Below are 14038 nucleotides of genomic sequence, written 5' to 3'. Positions count from 1 at the left end.
GGGGGAGGTGAGGGGGAGGCCCGCGACGGCGGCGCGCCCCCGCCGCGAGCGCGGCGCCGCCCGCCCCCCCCCCCCCCCCCCCCCCCCCCCCCCCCCCCCCCCCCCCCCCCCCCCCCCCCCCCCCCCCCCGGTGCTCAGCGCCCCGCGGCGGCCAGCGTCGGGTAGTCGGTGTACCCCTCCGGCCCGGAGGTGTAGAAAGTGCGCGGGTCGGCCTGGGTCTCCGGGTGCTCACCGGCCCAGCGCTCGACCAGGTCGGGGTTGGCGAGCACCGGCCGGCCGACGGCGACGGCCTCGGCGTGCGCCTCCTCGATCAGCCGCACGGCCTCCGCGCGGGTGGTCACCGTGCCGAAGCCGCTGTTGGCGATCAGCGGCCCACCGAAACGGCGGCGCAGCTCCTGCACGAGGTCACCGGCGGGCTCGACGTGCAGCACGCTGAGGTAGGCGAGGCCCAGCGGGCGCAGTCCGTCGACCAGCGCGCCGTAGGTGGCGAGCACGTCGGTGCGGTCGGTCTCCAGGGCGTCCTGGATGTTGTGCTCGGGGGAGATGCGCAGGCCGACCCGCCCCGCGCCGACCTCCTCGGCGACCGCGGCGGCGACCTCGTGCACGAAGCGGGCACGCTTCTCGGGGCTGCCACCGTAGGCGTCCTCGCGCCGGTTGGACGCCGGCGACAGGAACTCGTGCAGCAGGTAGCCGTTGGCCGCGTGCAGCTCCACGCCGTCCAGGCCGGCGTCGACGGCGCGGCGCGAGGCGGCGACGAAGTCGGCGATCGTGGCGCGCACCTCCTCGGTGGTGAGCGCGTGCGGCACCGGGAAGGGCTTCTTGACCCCGCCACCGACGTGCACCTCGCCCTCGATGGCGATCGCGCTGGGGGCGACGACGCGGGTGCCGGTCAGCTCCGGGTGGGAGACCCGGCCGCCGTGCATGACCTGCAGGACGATGCGGCCGCCGCGGGCGTGGACGGCGTCGGCGACGCGCCGCCAGCCCTCGGCCTGCTCGTCGGTGACGATGCCCGGCTGCCCGGCGAACGCGCGCGACTCGTCGTTGGGGAAGGTCCCCTCGGTGATGATCAGGCCCACGCCGGCGCGCTGCTCGTAGTGCTCGACGACGACGTCGCGGGGAATCGCGGCGCGGCCGGAGCGCATCCGGGTGAGCGGTGCCATGACGACGCGGTTGGCCAGCTCGAGGTCGCCGAGCCGCACGGGGGAGAACAGGTCCATGACCGGCGCAACCGCCGGCGGTGACCAACCGATTCCGGGGCGTGCGTCACTTCGCCGCCGCGGTGCTGGGGCTTCGCCGCCCTCGCTGTGTGGCCGCCGTCCTCGTGGTGCACCGCGAGGACGGCGGCCGCACGGCGAGGACGAGTGGGGGAGCTGCGCCCGTCACCCGGCGAGGACGGCGTCCCGCTGCGCGATCCCGGCCAGCCGGGCGTACCGGCCGCCGAGGGCGAGGAGCTCCTCGTGGGTACCCTGCTCGGCGACCCGGCCGGCGTCCAGGACGACGATCCGGTCGGCGTCGCGCACGGTGGAGAGCCGGTGCGCGATGGTGATCGTCGTCCGCCCGCGGCTGGCCTCGTCGAGCGCCGCCTGCACCGCCCGCTCCGTCTCGTTGTCCAGGGCGCTGGTCGCCTCGTCGAGCACCAGCACCCGCGGGTCGCGCAGCAGCGTGCGGGCGATCGCCAGCCGCTGCTTCTCCCCGCCGGAGAACCGGTGCCCCCGCGCGCCGACCACCGTGTCGTAGCCGTCGGGCAGCGCGGCGATGACCTCGTGCACCTGCGCGCGGCGGGCGGCGTCGACGAGCTCGGCGTCGGTGGCCTCGGGCCGGGCGTGCAGCAGGTTCTCCCGCACGGTGCCGTGCAGCAGGTAGGTCTCCTGGCTGACGACGCCGACGATCCGCGCGAGATCGGCCAGCCGCAGGTCGCGGACGTCGACGCCGTCGATCAGCACCCGCCCGGTCGTGGGGTCGTTCAGCCGGGCCACCAGCGAGGCCAGCGTGCTCTTGCCGGAGCCGGTCTCCCCCACCAGCGCCAGGGTCGAGCCGGCGGGCACGGTCACGTCGACGTCGGCCAGCGCGGGGCGAACGCCGTCCGGGTAGCGGAAGCCGACGTGCTCGAACCGCACCTCGCCGCGGACGGAGGCGGCGTCGACGGCGACCGGGTCGGCGGGGTCGTCGATGTCGACGGGCAGGTCGAGGTACTCGAACACCCGGCTGAAGAGCGCCATGGAGGCGGTCAGCGAGACACCGATGTCCAGCAGCTGCATCAGCGGCCGGAACAGCGCACCCTGCAGCGTGGTGAAGGCGACGAGGGTGCCGATGGTCATCCCGCCCGACGTCGCCGGCAGCCCGGCGGCCAGGTAGATCAGCGCAGGGATGCCGGCGAAGACGATGCTCATGGTGGCCATCCGCCAGCGGCCGGCCAGCTGCGAGCGCACCTCGAGGTCGACCAGGAACTCCGACGTGCCGGCGAACCGCCGCGACTGCGCCGGGCCCGCGCCCAGCGTCTTGCCCAGCAGGACGCCGCTGACGCTCAGCCCCTCCTCGACCTGGGAGTGCAGGTCGGCCAGGTGCCGTTGCCGCTGGGCGGTGATGGTCCGGCGCATGCGGGCGACGCGGCGGGTCAGCCAGACGGCCGGCGGGAGCACGACCAGCGACAGCAGCGACAACCGCCAGCTGAGCACCACCATGGCCGCGACCGTGCCGATGACCGTGGTGGCGTTCGCGGCGAACGAGGTGGCGGTCGAGGTGACCACCGACTGCATGCTGCCGACGTCGTTCATCAGCCGCGACTGGACCTCGCCACCCTTGGTGCGCGTGAAGAAGCCCAGCGACTGGCGCTGCAGGTGGGTGAAGACGGCCGTCCGGAGGCCGTGCATGACCCGCTGGCCGACGGTCGTGGACAGCCAGGTCTGCACCACGCCGAAGATCGCCGTGACCACGGTGACGGCGATCATCCCGGCGACGGCCCACAGCAGCAGGGGGACGTCCTGCCCGGGGATCGCCTCGTCGATGACCAGGCGGATGAGGAACGGGGTGGCCAGCGCGACGGCGGACGACGCCACGATCAGCGCCACCACGACCCCCAGCTGCCAGCGGTAGGGCCGGAACAGCCCGGCGACCCGGCTCCAGCGGACCGGGGACCGCTCGAGCTGGGCGAGGTCGGCCGGATCTGGCTTGCGGCCGACGTTCTCGCCGCCGCCACCACCCCGGCCACCGCCGCGGCCGCCACCCGTCATCGTCTCGCTGATGTCGCCACCCCCGTTCTCGGTTGCTGAGGTTACCTCACTGTCTGGGAACCTCCGGATCATCGCTACCATTCCCCCGTGACGGAGGACGGGACCGGCGAGCTGGGCGACCTGCTGATGCGGGTGGCGCGCACGCAGCGCCGTCGCTGGCGCGAGGCCCTCGCGCCCTGGGACCTCTCCCCGCACCAGGCCCGGGCCCTGCGGGTGGTCTGCGAGCGGGACGGCGTCCGGCTCTCCGACCTGGCCGAGGCGCTGCACATCGCACCCCGATCGGCGACCGAGGTGGCCGACGGCCTGCAGGAACGCGGCCTCGTCGAGCGCAGCCCCGACCCGGGCGACCGGCGGGCGGTGATCGTCCGCCCCACCGACGAGGGTCGGCGGGTCCGGCGGGAGGTGGGGCGCGCTCGGGCCGCCGACTCCGCCGAGCTGTTCGCCCGCCTCGGCCCCGAGGACCGCGCCACCCTCGCCCGGATCCTGCACGACCTCACCGACTGACGCCCCGGGCCGGCAGCCCCCGAGAATGGGCGGCACGACCGTCGCCGTCCGGGGAGGCCCGAAGATGGATCAGCTGGGGATCGACTGGGAGCGGGCGGGGCTCGTCGTGCTCTCCACCGTGGCCATGTACCTGTTGCTGATCCTCTGCGTCCGGCTCGTCGGACAGCGCAGCCTCGCCACCATGTCCAGCTTCGACCTCGGCTGCGCGATCGCACTCGGCGCCGTCATCGGCCGCACGGTGCTGCTGCTCGACCCCACCCTGGCCACAGGTGCCCTCGCCATGGTCACCCTCTTCGGAACCCAGACGGCGCTGGCCCGGCTGCGGCGCAGCCGGTGGGCCGACCGGCTGATGAACCGCCCCCCGGTGCTGCTCATGGCCGGCGCGACTCCGCTGCACGAGAACCTGCGCGCCGCGCACGTCGCCGAGGACGAACTGCGGCAGAAGCTGCGGCTGGCCGGCATCCGGAACCTCGCGGAGGTGCGATGCGTCGTCCTCGAGCGCACCGGGGCGGTGAGCGTCATCCGGCAGTCCGAGCCGCTGGACCCGTGGCTCTTCTCCGACGTGCCGGACGCCGCCCGGCTGGTCCCCGCCGCCGGCCCCGGCCGTCCCGCCTGAGCCACCGGGCGCCCCCATCCGCGGAGGACGCGCCGCCCGGGTCAGCGGGAGCGCCGCTGACCGGTGCTGCTGGAGGTCACGGCCTCCCCGCCGGTGCGGATGGCCGACCGGGCCTCCTCGCCGGCATGAGCGGTGCTGCCACCGGACGCCCACTGCACGCCGAGCGGGTTCCCGACGACGACGTCCGCGCCTGCGCCCCGGAGAGTGCGCCGGCCCCGGTGGCCGGGTGCGACGCCGTCACGGCCGATGGCGACGGATGGCTACGGTCCGTCGTCGGGTTCCTCGACCGGGGACCCGGTCGGCGCGGGCAGCGCCGCGATGCGGGCGGCCGGCGGTGGCGCCCCCCGGCCTCACGCGCCGGGGCGGCGCCGCTCGTCGCCGGGTGCTTCCGGGAACGGGGGGGCCGACGCCTCGCGCTCGGGCAGGTAGGGCGAGAGGAAACCGCACATGCCGAGCACCGGGTCGGACCGCCGGGACAGGTGGTGCACACCAGCGGCGCGCAGGTGGTCGGCCTTGCCCAGCTGGAGGGCGTCCAGCCGGTCGCCGGTGCGCTGCGCCGCCGCCAGTGCACCCGCCCGCCAGCGCTCCCGCCAGTCCGGTACGCGAGACCGGACGAGGGCGGCAGCGGCCGCGTGGAAGGCGGCCAGCGCCCCCCGGTCCCCGGCCTCGGTGCGTCGTCGCAGGTGGAGGAACCCCTCGACGGCCAGATCGCGACGGGCACGGGCCCGCTCGGGGGTGGGGCGCCCGTCAGGACCCGTCAGGGACGTCGCGGCCGCGTACGCGTCCGGGTCGCGCAGGTACTCCCCCGGCACGGTCAGCACGGCGTCGCCGGCCTCCGGCAGGCCGCTGTTCTCCATGACGACGACGACCCGCAGCTCCTCGTCGTTCACGGCCCGATGGATGGTCCCGGGCGTGAACCACACGACGTCGCCGGCGACGAGGGGCACCTCCCCGGCGCCGCCCTCCATCGTGAGCGTCTGCAGCCGCCCCCGGCCGCCGACGACCACGTAGGCCTCCGAGCAGCACAGGTGCAGGTGCGGGGAACCCCCGTGCAGGCCGTCGTGGGTACCCCACGGGTAGACGTCCAGGCCGCTGAGGCCGACCGCCCCCGGCAACGGCGCCGGCGGGGCGCCCGCCGCGGGGTGCCGGGCGGCCGTCACAGCGGGTGCTCGGCCACGTGGGCCGCCACGTCGCTGCGGGTCCAGGGCCGGTCGACGACCACCACCCGGTGCCGCAGGGTGAGGGCGTCCCCCGGCGCGAGCGTCACCTCCTCGGAGAAAGCCGGTGAGGGGTTCACCGCGGGGAACGGCTCACGGCGGACGAACCAGCGCAACGGCACCGCCGCGGAACTGGTCCCGGCCATGAAGAGGAGGGTCGCGCCGCCGTCGACCTCGTCGTGCAGACCCGTGTAGGCCAGCCACGGCGAGGTGGCGCCCATCGGCTCCGGTGCGGCGTCCTCGTCGGCGACGAGCACCTCTCCCCCGGTGAAGCCGCGCGGTCCCCGCCAGAAGAACCCGGTGTAGCCGGCGTCGGGGCGTCCGTGCGTGGTCGGGCTGCCGACGTGCAGGTCCCGGCCGCGGACGTTGCAGAGCTCGGTGCCGAAGTCCAGCGCCCAGGTGCCCCGCTCGACGTCGACCCCGTGCCAGCGCAACTCGCGCCGCTCGGTGACCCAGTCCTCACCGGCGGCGGTCACCCAGGTGAGCTCCTCGACCAGGCGGACCTCGTGGTCGGCCACGACGAACTCGGCGAAGCGGTCGTGCCGCATGCGGCCGATGTTGTCGACGGGGACGTAGCCCTGCCCGTGGCGGTAGCTGTAGCCGCCCCAGAAGTTCTGGTCCGACAGGTGGGACACGGTCATCTGCAGGCCCTTGTGCCAGCGGTGGTCGTGCGGTCGATAGGCCGACACCAGCCCGCCGGAGAGAGTCCGCAGGGGGTGCAGGTAGGGCTTCCGGGACTCGAAGTCCGGCACCTGGGGGTCGTAGTCGTACGACGCGATCTCGACCCGCCCGGCACCCTCGCCGACGCCGACGCCGTCGCCCTCGACGGCGACGACCACGCGGCGGCCGTGCTCGTGGACGACCCGGAGCGCGGCGCTCACCGCTGACCCCCGGTGGTCGCCAGGTCGCCACCGAGCCGGTCGTAGTGCGGGCTGCCGGGTACGAGATCGGCCCGGGCGACGCTGCCCCCGGACGCCGAGGAGCGGTAGAGACCGGTGACCAGTTCCATCGTCTCGCGGCCCTGCCGGCCGCTGACCAGCGGGCGCTCCCGCCGGTCGAAGGAGTCGAGCAGGCTCCGCAGCTGCGCCACGTGCCCGCTCGCCACCCCGCCCGTGGGGGCCCAGCCGGCGATCCGCTCCCGGTCGGTGACGTGCGGAGCCGGCGTCCACGTCCAGTCGTCGTCCCCGTAGCCGTACAGGTGCTCCAGCTCGACGGTCGCGTCGGTGAAGTCGAACCGCAGGTAGCTGGTCTCCCGCGGGGAGAGCACGCTGTTGACGATCGAGGCCATGGCGCCGGACTCGAAGGTCACCACCGCCATCGCGACGTCCTCGGTCTCGACCCGCCGGTCGAGCGTTCCGGTGACCGCGCTGACCTCGCGCCAGTTCCCGAGCACGGACAGCAGCAGGTCCATCTGATGGATGCCGTGGCTCATCGTCGGTCCGCCGCCCTCGGTCTCCCAGCGGCCCCGCCACGGCACCTCGTAGTAGTCGTGGCCGCGATACCAGAGGGTGTGGCAGACGGCGACGAGCGGGCGCCCGAGCGCACCGGTGCGCACCTGCTCGCGCAGCCGCTGGGCGCCCGAACCGAAGCGGTGCTGGAAGACGTAGGCGACGTACGGCCCACCCTCCTGCTCGCGCTCGGCGACGGCGTCCAGGTCGAGGAGGGAGAGCATCGGCGGCTTCTCGCACCACACCCAGGCCCCGGCGTCGAGGCACGCCGTGACGCCCTCGAGGTGGGCCGACGGCGGGGTGCACAGCGTGACCAGGTCCGGTGACTCGGCGGCGAGCATCGCCCGGATGTCGCCGTAGACGCCGGGCACGCCCCAGCGCCCGGCGAGCTCGCGGGCACGGGTGAGGTCGACGTCGGCGATCGCGACGACCTGGACCCGCTCCCCCACGTCTGCCAGCGCGGGAAGATGGCGGTCATCGGCGATCGCGCCGGCTCCGACGACGGCGACCCGGACCGGCGTGGTTGCGTGGTCCACAGGACTCCTCACTGCGCGGTCGGCCGCCGGGGGCAGCCGCGGACGACGGTCTGGTCGCACCGTCCGGCGAGGCGTCCGCCCGACGGTGGGACCGGGGGATGCCGATCAGCGGGACAGCCGCGCCCCGGTGCTGGTGGAGAACACGTGCTCCTCACCACCGCGGATGACGAACCGGACCTCGTCACCGGCCCGCGGCGGCCGCCGGGCGTCGACCCGCGCGACGATCTGCGCGGTGTCCCCGCCGTGCAGGTGCTCGGCGAGTTCCTGATCCAGCAGCGAGGCGTAGACGTAGGCGTCCGAGCCGAGTTCCTCGACCAGGTCGACGCAGGCCCGGAACCCCGCCTCGCCGGGCGGGGCCACCTCGATCGCCTCGGGACGGAAGCCCAGGGTGACCGACCGGTCGGAGCCGGCCGCCGCGACGGTCTCGCGGGACAGCGGAACGATCAGCTCGCCGAGCCGGGCACCGCCCTCGACCAGCGGCACCTCCGCGAGGTTCATCGCCGGGGAGCCGATGAAGCCGGCCACGAAGACGTTGGCCGGCCGGTCGTACATCTCCCGCGGGCTGTCGACCTGCTGGAGGATCCCGTCCTTGAGCACCGCCACCCGGTCGCCCATCGTCATGGCCTCGACCTGGTCGTGGGTGACGTAGACGGTGGTGATGCCCAGGCGGCGCTGCAGCGAGGCGATCTGGGTGCGGGTCTGCACCCGCAGCTTGGCGTCCAGGTTGCTCAGCGGCTCGTCCATCAGGAACACCTGGGGCTGGCGCACGATCGCCCGCCCCATCGCCACCCGCTGCCGCTGCCCGCCCGACAGCGCCTTGGGCTTGCGGTCCAGGTAGTCCTCGAGGTCCAGCAGCTTGGCCGCCTCCCGCACCCGGGTGGCCCGCTCGTCCTTGCCCATCCCGGCGATCTTCAGGGCGAAGCCCATGTTGTCGGCCACGCTCATGTGCGGGTACAGCGCGTAGTTCTGGAACACCATCGCGATGTCACGGTCCTTGGGCGGCACGTCGGTGACGTCGCGGTCGCCGATCCGGATCGCGCCGCCGTCGACCTCCTCCAGCCCGGCCAGCATCCGCAGCGACGTCGACTTCCCGCAGCCCGACGGGCCGACCAGCACGAGGAACTCGCCGTCCTCGACCGCCAGGTCCAGCTGGTCGACCGCCGGCGTCGAACCGCCGGGGTAGAGCCGGGTCGCCTTGTCGTAGGTGACCGATGCCATCGGGGAGCTCCCTCGCTCTGACGGGGTGGGACGGGCGGCGCGGAACGGTCCCGACGCGAACGCGTGGGGCCGCGCTCCCGCACGGTGTGACTCCGCTCACCCTATGGGCAAGCGCTTTCCGGCGTCAAGAATCCTCATCCGGTCAGCTCCGCCATCCGGTCGGTGGCGAAGACCAGGCCGTGCCCGGGGGCGGTGTCGGCACGCAGGACGCCGTCGGCGATGGCCACCCCGCTGGGCCGGGCGAGCGCCCCCAGCGCCGCGAACGAGGCGTCCTCGACGTCCTCGACCATGGTGGTCAGCGGCAGGCACATCGCCAACTGGCCGGAGAGGTCCGGCAGCAGATGGGGCGCCACCGGCACGCTCGCCGCAGCCGCCAGCTGGGCGATCCGCAGGAACGGCGTGATGCCCCCCACCCGCACGACGTTGGGCTGGACGACGTCGGCCGCACCGGACGCCAGCAGCGCGCGGTACTGGAACGCGGTGTAGACGTTCTCCCCCACCGCGATCGGCACGCCCAGCCCGGCGTCGTGCAGCCGGCCCAGCGCGGGCAGGTCGTCGGCGACCAGCGGCTCCTCGACCCAGTGCAGGTCGAAGGCCGACATGGCCCGGACCGCACGCATCGCCGTCGGCAGGTCCCAGCGCTGGTTGGCGTCGACCATCAGCCGGCGGTGCGGTCCGAGCACCGCGCGGACGGCGGCCACCCGCTCGACGTCCTCGGCCAGGTCCGGCCGGCCCACCTTGATCTTCACCGCGGTGCACCCGTCGGCGACCCAGCGCTCGGTCTGCGCCACCAGCTCCTCGAGGGAGTAGTGGAAGTTGACCCCGCTGCCGTAGACGGCGACCGAGTCCCGTCGGCGGCCCAGGTGGTCGACCAGGCTCCGCCCGGCCGCCTTCGCCGCGAGGTCCCACAGCGCGGTGTCGACGGCGGCGATCGCCATCGTGGTCAGCCCGCCACCGCCGGCCTCGTGCAGGTGCCACCAGAGCCGGTCCCAGACCACGCCGGGCTCCACCGGCCCGCCGATGACCACCGGGGCCACGTCGGAGTCGACGAGCGCCTGCAGCGCGCGGGCCCCGATCGACGGCGTCCAGCTGAACCCGGTGCCGGTGCGCCCGTCGCTGGTCTCCAGCTCGGTGACCAGCAGGTGCAGCGCGGGCACGTCGGCGCCCCACGGCCGGGACAGCGGCAGCCGGAACAGCCGGCTGGACAGCCGGGTGACCGTGCTCATCGCAGCTCCGTGCGCCAGCTGCGCGACGCCGTCCAGCCCAGCAGCCGCTCGGCCTTCGCGGTGCTGAACGCCGGGCTGGTGCCGGTCAGCCCGGCCGCCAGCTCGGGCGCGACCCCGGAGTGCTCGGGCAGCAGCTCGGCCAGCGGCGCCTCGGCCAGCGCGTCCCGCGCGCCGACGAAGTACACCTCGCCGTTGGGCACCTCACCGGCCTTGCCCAGCAACGTGTCCAGGAAGTCCGCGCAGTCCCGGGCGTCGACGTAGTTGAACAGCGAGACCGCGCCGTGCCGCGGGTCGGCGATCCGCTCGCGCACCGTGTGCCCCTGCTGGGTCGGCGCGCCCGCCCACTCCTCCGGGGCGATCACGAAGCACGGCCGGAACGCCGCCAGCCGCACCCGGTCGCCGTACTGGGCGGCGAACATCCGCATGGTCTGCTCGGCGGCCAGCTTGGACAGCCCGTAGGCGTTCCACGGCCGCGCCGGGTGGTCCTCGTCCAGCGGCAGGTACCGCGGCGCCCAGCCGGCCGGGCTGCCGTACCCCATGACCGTGGGGCTGCTGGCGGTCACCACGGTGCCGACGCCGGAGTCGACCGCGGCCTGCAGCACGTTGTAGGCCAGCGCGGTGTTGGTCGCGTGGATGACCGACTCGGGACGGCTGAACGGGACGGCGATGGCCGCCAGGTGCACCACGGCGTCGGGCCGGTAGCGGGCCATGACGCCGTAGGCCTGGCCGAGGTCGGCCAGGTCGGCGGGGAACGTCGCGGCGGCCTTCTCCGACGGCGCCGCGGTGACGTCGACCGAGACGACCTCGTGGCCGGCGTCGGCCAGCCCGTCGACGACGCTGCGGCCCAGCCGGCCGGCACCCCCGGTGAGCAGCACCCTCACGCCGACTCCACCGCGCCGGGCACCACGACGTCCAGGTAGCGCTGCTTCACCGTCTCCACGACCTCGGCCTTGGGCTGGGCCCAGACGTCGGCGTTGAAGATCTCCACCTCGACGTCCCCGGTCCAGCCCGCGGCCTCGACCGCTGCCACGAACGGCGGGAAGTCGATCACCCCGTCGCCCATGTAGCCGCGGGCCATCAGCGCGTCGGCCGGGATGGGCATGAGGAAGTCGCAGACCTGGAAGGAGGCGATCCGGTCGCCGGCCCGCTCGATCGACCGCCAGACCTCCGGGTCCCACCACAGGTGGAAGGTGTCGACCACGACGCCCACCTGCGCCGACGGGAAGGGCGCCGCCAGGTCGAGGGCCTGGCCGAGGGTGGAGAGCACGGCCCGGTCGGCGCAGTACATCGGGTGCAGCGCCTCCAGCGAGAGCCGGACCCCACGCTCCCCCGCGTACGGCGCGAGCTCGGCCAGCGCATCGGCCACCCGCTCCCGGGCTCCCACCAGGTCCCGCGATCCGGCCGGCAGCCCGCCGACCACCATGACCAGCGACCCCGCGTCCAGGGCGGCGGCCTCGTCGATCGCCTGCCGGTTGTCCTCGAGGGCCGCGGCCCGGGCGGCCGGGTCGGTCGCGGTCAGGAAACCGCCGCGGCAGTGCGAGGACACCCGCAGCCCGGCGTCGCGGATCAGCTTCGCCGTCCGCTCCAGCCCGAACTCGGCGACCGGCTCGCGCCAGGTGCCGAGCGCGGACAGCCCCGCCGCGGCCACGCCGTCGACGAAGTCGGGCATCGGCCAGCCCTCGACCGTCTTGTGGTTGATCGACAGCTTCGCCAACCGCGGGTCGGCGCTCACTGGCCCACCCCCACGGTCTGCAGGTAGGTGCGCATCCGGGCAGCGGCGAGCTCCGGGTCGGGCAGCAGTCCGGCGGCGTCGGCCAGCCGGAACACCTCGGCCAGGTGCTGCGGGCTGCGGGCGCTCTCCAGCCCGCCGACCATCCGGAAGCCCGGCTGGTGACCGGCCAGCCAGGCGAGGAAGACGATCCCGGTCTTGTAGTAGTAGGTGGGCGCGCCGAACAGGTGCCGGGACAGCGCCACGGTCGGCTCCAGCAGCCGGTCGTAGGTGGCCAGGTCGCCGCGGTCCAGCGCCTGCAGCGCGGTGGAGGCGGCCGGGGCGATCGCGTCGAAGATGCCCAGCAGGGCGTGCGAGTACGACTCGCCGTCCCCGCGCACCAGCGTCGGGTAGTTGAAGTCGTCGCCGGTGTAGAGCCGGACGCCGTCGGGCAGCCGGCGGCGCATGTCCACCTCGTGCGCCTCGTCGAGCATCGAGACCTTGATGCCGTCGACCTTGGCGCTGTGGTCGGCGATCACCTGCAGCACGGTGTCGGTGGCCTCGGCCAGCTGCGCCGAGCCCCAGTAGCCGGCCAGCGCCGGGTCGAACATGGGGCCGAGCCAGTGCAGGATCACCGGCCGGGACACCTGCTCGAGCAGCCGGCCGTAGACCTTGGCGTAGTCCTCGGCGCTGCCGGCCACCCGGGCCAGCTGCCGGCTGGCCATGATGATCACGTTGGCCCCGGCGCCCTCGATCACCTCGATCTGCTCGAGGTAGGCGGCCAGCACCTCGTCGGTGCCGGCCAGCTCGGCCGGCGCCTGGTCGGTGCCCGCCCCGCAGGCCAGGAGCCCGCCGCAGGCCTGCGCCTCGGCGGCCGAGCGGCGGATCAGCTCGGCGGTGGTGCTCCAGGGCATGCCCATGCCGCGCTGGGCGGTGTCCATCGCGTCGGCGACGCCCAGGCCGTAGGACCACAGGTGCCGGCGGAAGGCCAGGGTCGCGTCCCAGTCGACGTCCACCGGCGCACCCGGGGTGTTGTCGCCGAGCGGGTCGGCGACGACGTGCGCGGCGGCGTAGGCGGTGCGGCTGGTCAGCGGGCCGTCGGGGCGGGTGAAGGCGCCGGGCTCGCCGAGCCGGTGCTCGCCGACGGTGCCGTCGGCGCGGGGCAGGAGGACGGCCGGGCCGCTCACACCGTCACCTCGGGGATCTCGATCCGGCGGCCCTCGGCGGAGGACTGCAGGCCCAGCTCGGCGACCTGGACGCCGCGCGCACCGGCGAGGAAGTCGTACGGGTGCGGGGCGTCCTCCAGCACGTGGCGGAGGAACTGCTCCCACTGCGCCCGGAAGCCGTTGTCCAGGTCGGCGTTGTCCGGCACGACCTGCCACTGGTCGCGGAACCGCTCGGTGACCGGCAGGTCGGGGTTCCACACCGGCTTGGGCGTGGTGGCGCGGTGCTGGATCTTGCACTCGCGCAGCCCGGCGACGGCGCTGCCCTCGGTGCCGTCGACCTGGAACTCGACCAGCTCGTCCCGGTAGACCCGCACCGCCCACGAGGAGTTGATCTGCGCGATCACGCCGCCGGGCAGCTCGAAGATCCCGTACGCGGCGTCGTCGGCGGTGGCCGGGTAGGCCTGCCCGTGCTCGTCGATGCGGGTCGGGATGTGCGTGACCGCCTTGGCGGTGACCGCCTCCGGCCGGCCGAAGAGGTTCTCCAGCACGTAGGACCAGTGGCAGAACATGTCGACGACGATCCCGCCGCCGTCCTCCTTGCGGTAGTTCCAGCTGGGCCGCTGGGCCTCCTGCCAGTCACCCTCGAAGACCCAGTAGCCGAACTCGCCGCGCACCGACAGGATGCGGCCGAAGAAGCCGCCGTCGATCAGCCGCTTCAGCTTCACCAGGCCCGGCAGGTAGAGCTTGTCGTGGACCACCCCGTTCTTCACCCCGGCCTCGGCGGCCAGCCGGGCCAGCTCCAGAGCGCCGTCGAGGGACTCCGCGGTCGGCTTCTCGGTGTAGACGTGCTTGCCGGCGGCGATCGCGGCCTTGATCGACTTCTCCCGCGCCTGCGTGACCTGCGCGTCGAAGTAGATCGGCGCGGAGTCGTCGCGCAGCGCCTCGTCCAGGTCCGTCGTCCACCGCTCGATGCCGTGCTGGGCGGCCAGGTCGGCCAGCTTGCGCTCGTTGCGCCCGACCAGGATCGGCTCGGGCACGACCCTGCGGCCGTCGGCGAGCTCCAGGCCGCCGGCGTCCCGGATCGCGAGGATGGACCGGACCAGGTGCTGGCGGTAGCCCATCCGGCCGGTGACGCCGTTCATGATGATGCCGATCGAGCTGGACACGGT

At 74.4% G+C, this 14038-nt stretch carries 13 protein-coding genes; 2 read left to right on the top strand and 11 right to left on the bottom strand.

Annotation, left to right across the window (positions count from 1 at the left end; all coding sequences use genetic code 11):
- Nucleotides 1-134: 134 nt before the first annotated feature.
- Together ACI799_RS18890 and ACI799_RS18885 are read right to left on the bottom strand one after the other, a co-directional pair.
- Nucleotides 135-1217, bottom strand: coding sequence for an alkene reductase (locus ACI799_RS18890; RefSeq protein ID WP_456613682.1), 1083 nt, complete (start codon nucleotides 1215-1217; stop codon nucleotides 135-137).
- A gap of 162 nt (nucleotides 1218-1379) precedes the next feature.
- Entirely contained in the window at nucleotides 1380-3230 is a 1851-nt protein-coding gene (locus ACI799_RS18885) for an ABC transporter ATP-binding protein (protein ID WP_456600653.1), read from the bottom strand.
- 87 nt (nucleotides 3231-3317) lie between these two features.
- Between ACI799_RS18885 and ACI799_RS18880 the strand changes: the two genes are divergently transcribed.
- Together ACI799_RS18880 and ACI799_RS18875 are read left to right on the top strand one after the other, a co-directional pair.
- Complete coding sequence (locus tag ACI799_RS18880; RefSeq protein WP_456589776.1) at nucleotides 3318-3734, top strand: MarR family winged helix-turn-helix transcriptional regulator; 417 nt, start codon at nucleotides 3318-3320, stop codon at nucleotides 3732-3734.
- 64 nt (nucleotides 3735-3798) lie between these two features.
- Nucleotides 3799-4350 carry a DUF421 domain-containing protein gene (locus tag ACI799_RS18875; protein WP_456589777.1) on the top strand — a complete coding sequence of 184 codons (552 nt, stop codon included), beginning with the start codon at nucleotides 3799-3801 and terminating at the stop codon, nucleotides 4348-4350.
- Nucleotides 4351-4700: 350 nt separating this feature from the next.
- Here ACI799_RS18875 and ACI799_RS18870 read toward each other — a convergent pair whose 3' ends face one another.
- From ACI799_RS18870 to ACI799_RS18830, 9 genes are all read right to left on the bottom strand, one after another.
- The gene (locus tag ACI799_RS18870) at nucleotides 4701-5510 is read right to left on the bottom strand and encodes a cupin domain-containing protein (RefSeq protein ID WP_456613681.1); all 810 of its coding nucleotides are present in this window, start codon (nucleotides 5508-5510) and stop codon (nucleotides 4701-4703) included.
- A complete protein-coding gene (locus ACI799_RS18865; protein ID WP_456589779.1) occupies nucleotides 5507-6448 on the bottom strand; it encodes a DUF6807 domain-containing protein in 942 nt (313 codons plus the stop codon). Before ACI799_RS18865 ends, ACI799_RS18870 begins: the two co-directional genes overlap by 4 nt.
- Nucleotides 6445-7551 carry a Gfo/Idh/MocA family protein gene (locus ACI799_RS18860; protein WP_456589780.1) on the bottom strand — a complete coding sequence of 369 codons (1107 nt, stop codon included), beginning with the start codon at nucleotides 7549-7551 and terminating at the stop codon, nucleotides 6445-6447. The genes ACI799_RS18865 and ACI799_RS18860 overlap by 4 nt, the downstream gene beginning before the upstream one ends.
- A gap of 105 nt (nucleotides 7552-7656) precedes the next feature.
- Nucleotides 7657-8769, bottom strand: coding sequence for an ABC transporter ATP-binding protein (locus ACI799_RS18855; protein ID WP_456589781.1), 1113 nt, complete (start codon nucleotides 8767-8769; stop codon nucleotides 7657-7659).
- Between the two features lie 134 nt (nucleotides 8770-8903).
- Complete coding sequence (locus ACI799_RS18850; RefSeq protein WP_456613680.1) at nucleotides 8904-9995, bottom strand: mandelate racemase/muconate lactonizing enzyme family protein; 1092 nt, start codon at nucleotides 9993-9995, stop codon at nucleotides 8904-8906.
- Nucleotides 9992-10876, bottom strand: coding sequence for an NAD-dependent epimerase/dehydratase family protein (locus ACI799_RS18845; RefSeq protein WP_456613679.1), 885 nt, complete (start codon nucleotides 10874-10876; stop codon nucleotides 9992-9994). The genes ACI799_RS18850 and ACI799_RS18845 overlap by 4 nt, the downstream gene beginning before the upstream one ends.
- Nucleotides 10873-11727, bottom strand: a complete 855-nt coding sequence (locus ACI799_RS18840; RefSeq protein WP_456613678.1) for a sugar phosphate isomerase/epimerase family protein — start codon at nucleotides 11725-11727, stop codon at nucleotides 10873-10875. Before ACI799_RS18840 ends, ACI799_RS18845 begins: the two co-directional genes overlap by 4 nt.
- Nucleotides 11724-12890 carry a dihydrodipicolinate synthase family protein gene (locus ACI799_RS18835; protein ID WP_456589785.1) on the bottom strand — a complete coding sequence of 389 codons (1167 nt, stop codon included), beginning with the start codon at nucleotides 12888-12890 and terminating at the stop codon, nucleotides 11724-11726. The genes ACI799_RS18840 and ACI799_RS18835 overlap by 4 nt, the downstream gene beginning before the upstream one ends.
- A complete protein-coding gene (locus ACI799_RS18830) occupies nucleotides 12887-14035 on the bottom strand; it encodes a Gfo/Idh/MocA family protein (RefSeq protein ID WP_456589786.1) in 1149 nt (382 codons plus the stop codon). The genes ACI799_RS18835 and ACI799_RS18830 overlap by 4 nt, the downstream gene beginning before the upstream one ends.
- Nucleotides 14036-14038 lie beyond the last annotated feature (3 nt).

This window comes from Blastococcus sp. SYSU DS0753 (assembly GCF_054051175.1).
The sequence above is the reverse complement of the archived record's forward strand: the minus strand, read 5'-3'. Positions and strand labels throughout refer to the sequence as shown.

Bases quoted from the DNA above. Each gene is read 5' to 3' on its own strand.
- ACI799_RS18890 (WP_456613682.1), bottom strand. From the start codon at position 1,217: ATGGACCTGTTCTCCCCCGTGCGGCTCGGCGACCTCGAGCTGGCCAAC.
- ACI799_RS18855 (WP_456589781.1), bottom strand. From the start codon at position 8,769: ATGGCATCGGTCACCTACGACAAGGCGACCCGGCTCTACCCCGGCGGT.
- ACI799_RS18850 (WP_456613680.1), bottom strand. From the start codon at position 9,995: ATGAGCACGGTCACCCGGCTGTCCAGCCGGCTGTTCCGGCTGCCGCTG.
- ACI799_RS18885 (WP_456600653.1), bottom strand. From the start codon at position 3,230: ATGACGGGTGGCGGCCGCGGCGGTGGCCGGGGTGGTGGCGGCGGCGAG.
- ACI799_RS18875 (WP_456589777.1), top strand. From the start codon at position 3,799: ATGGATCAGCTGGGGATCGACTGGGAGCGGGCGGGGCTCGTCGTGCTC.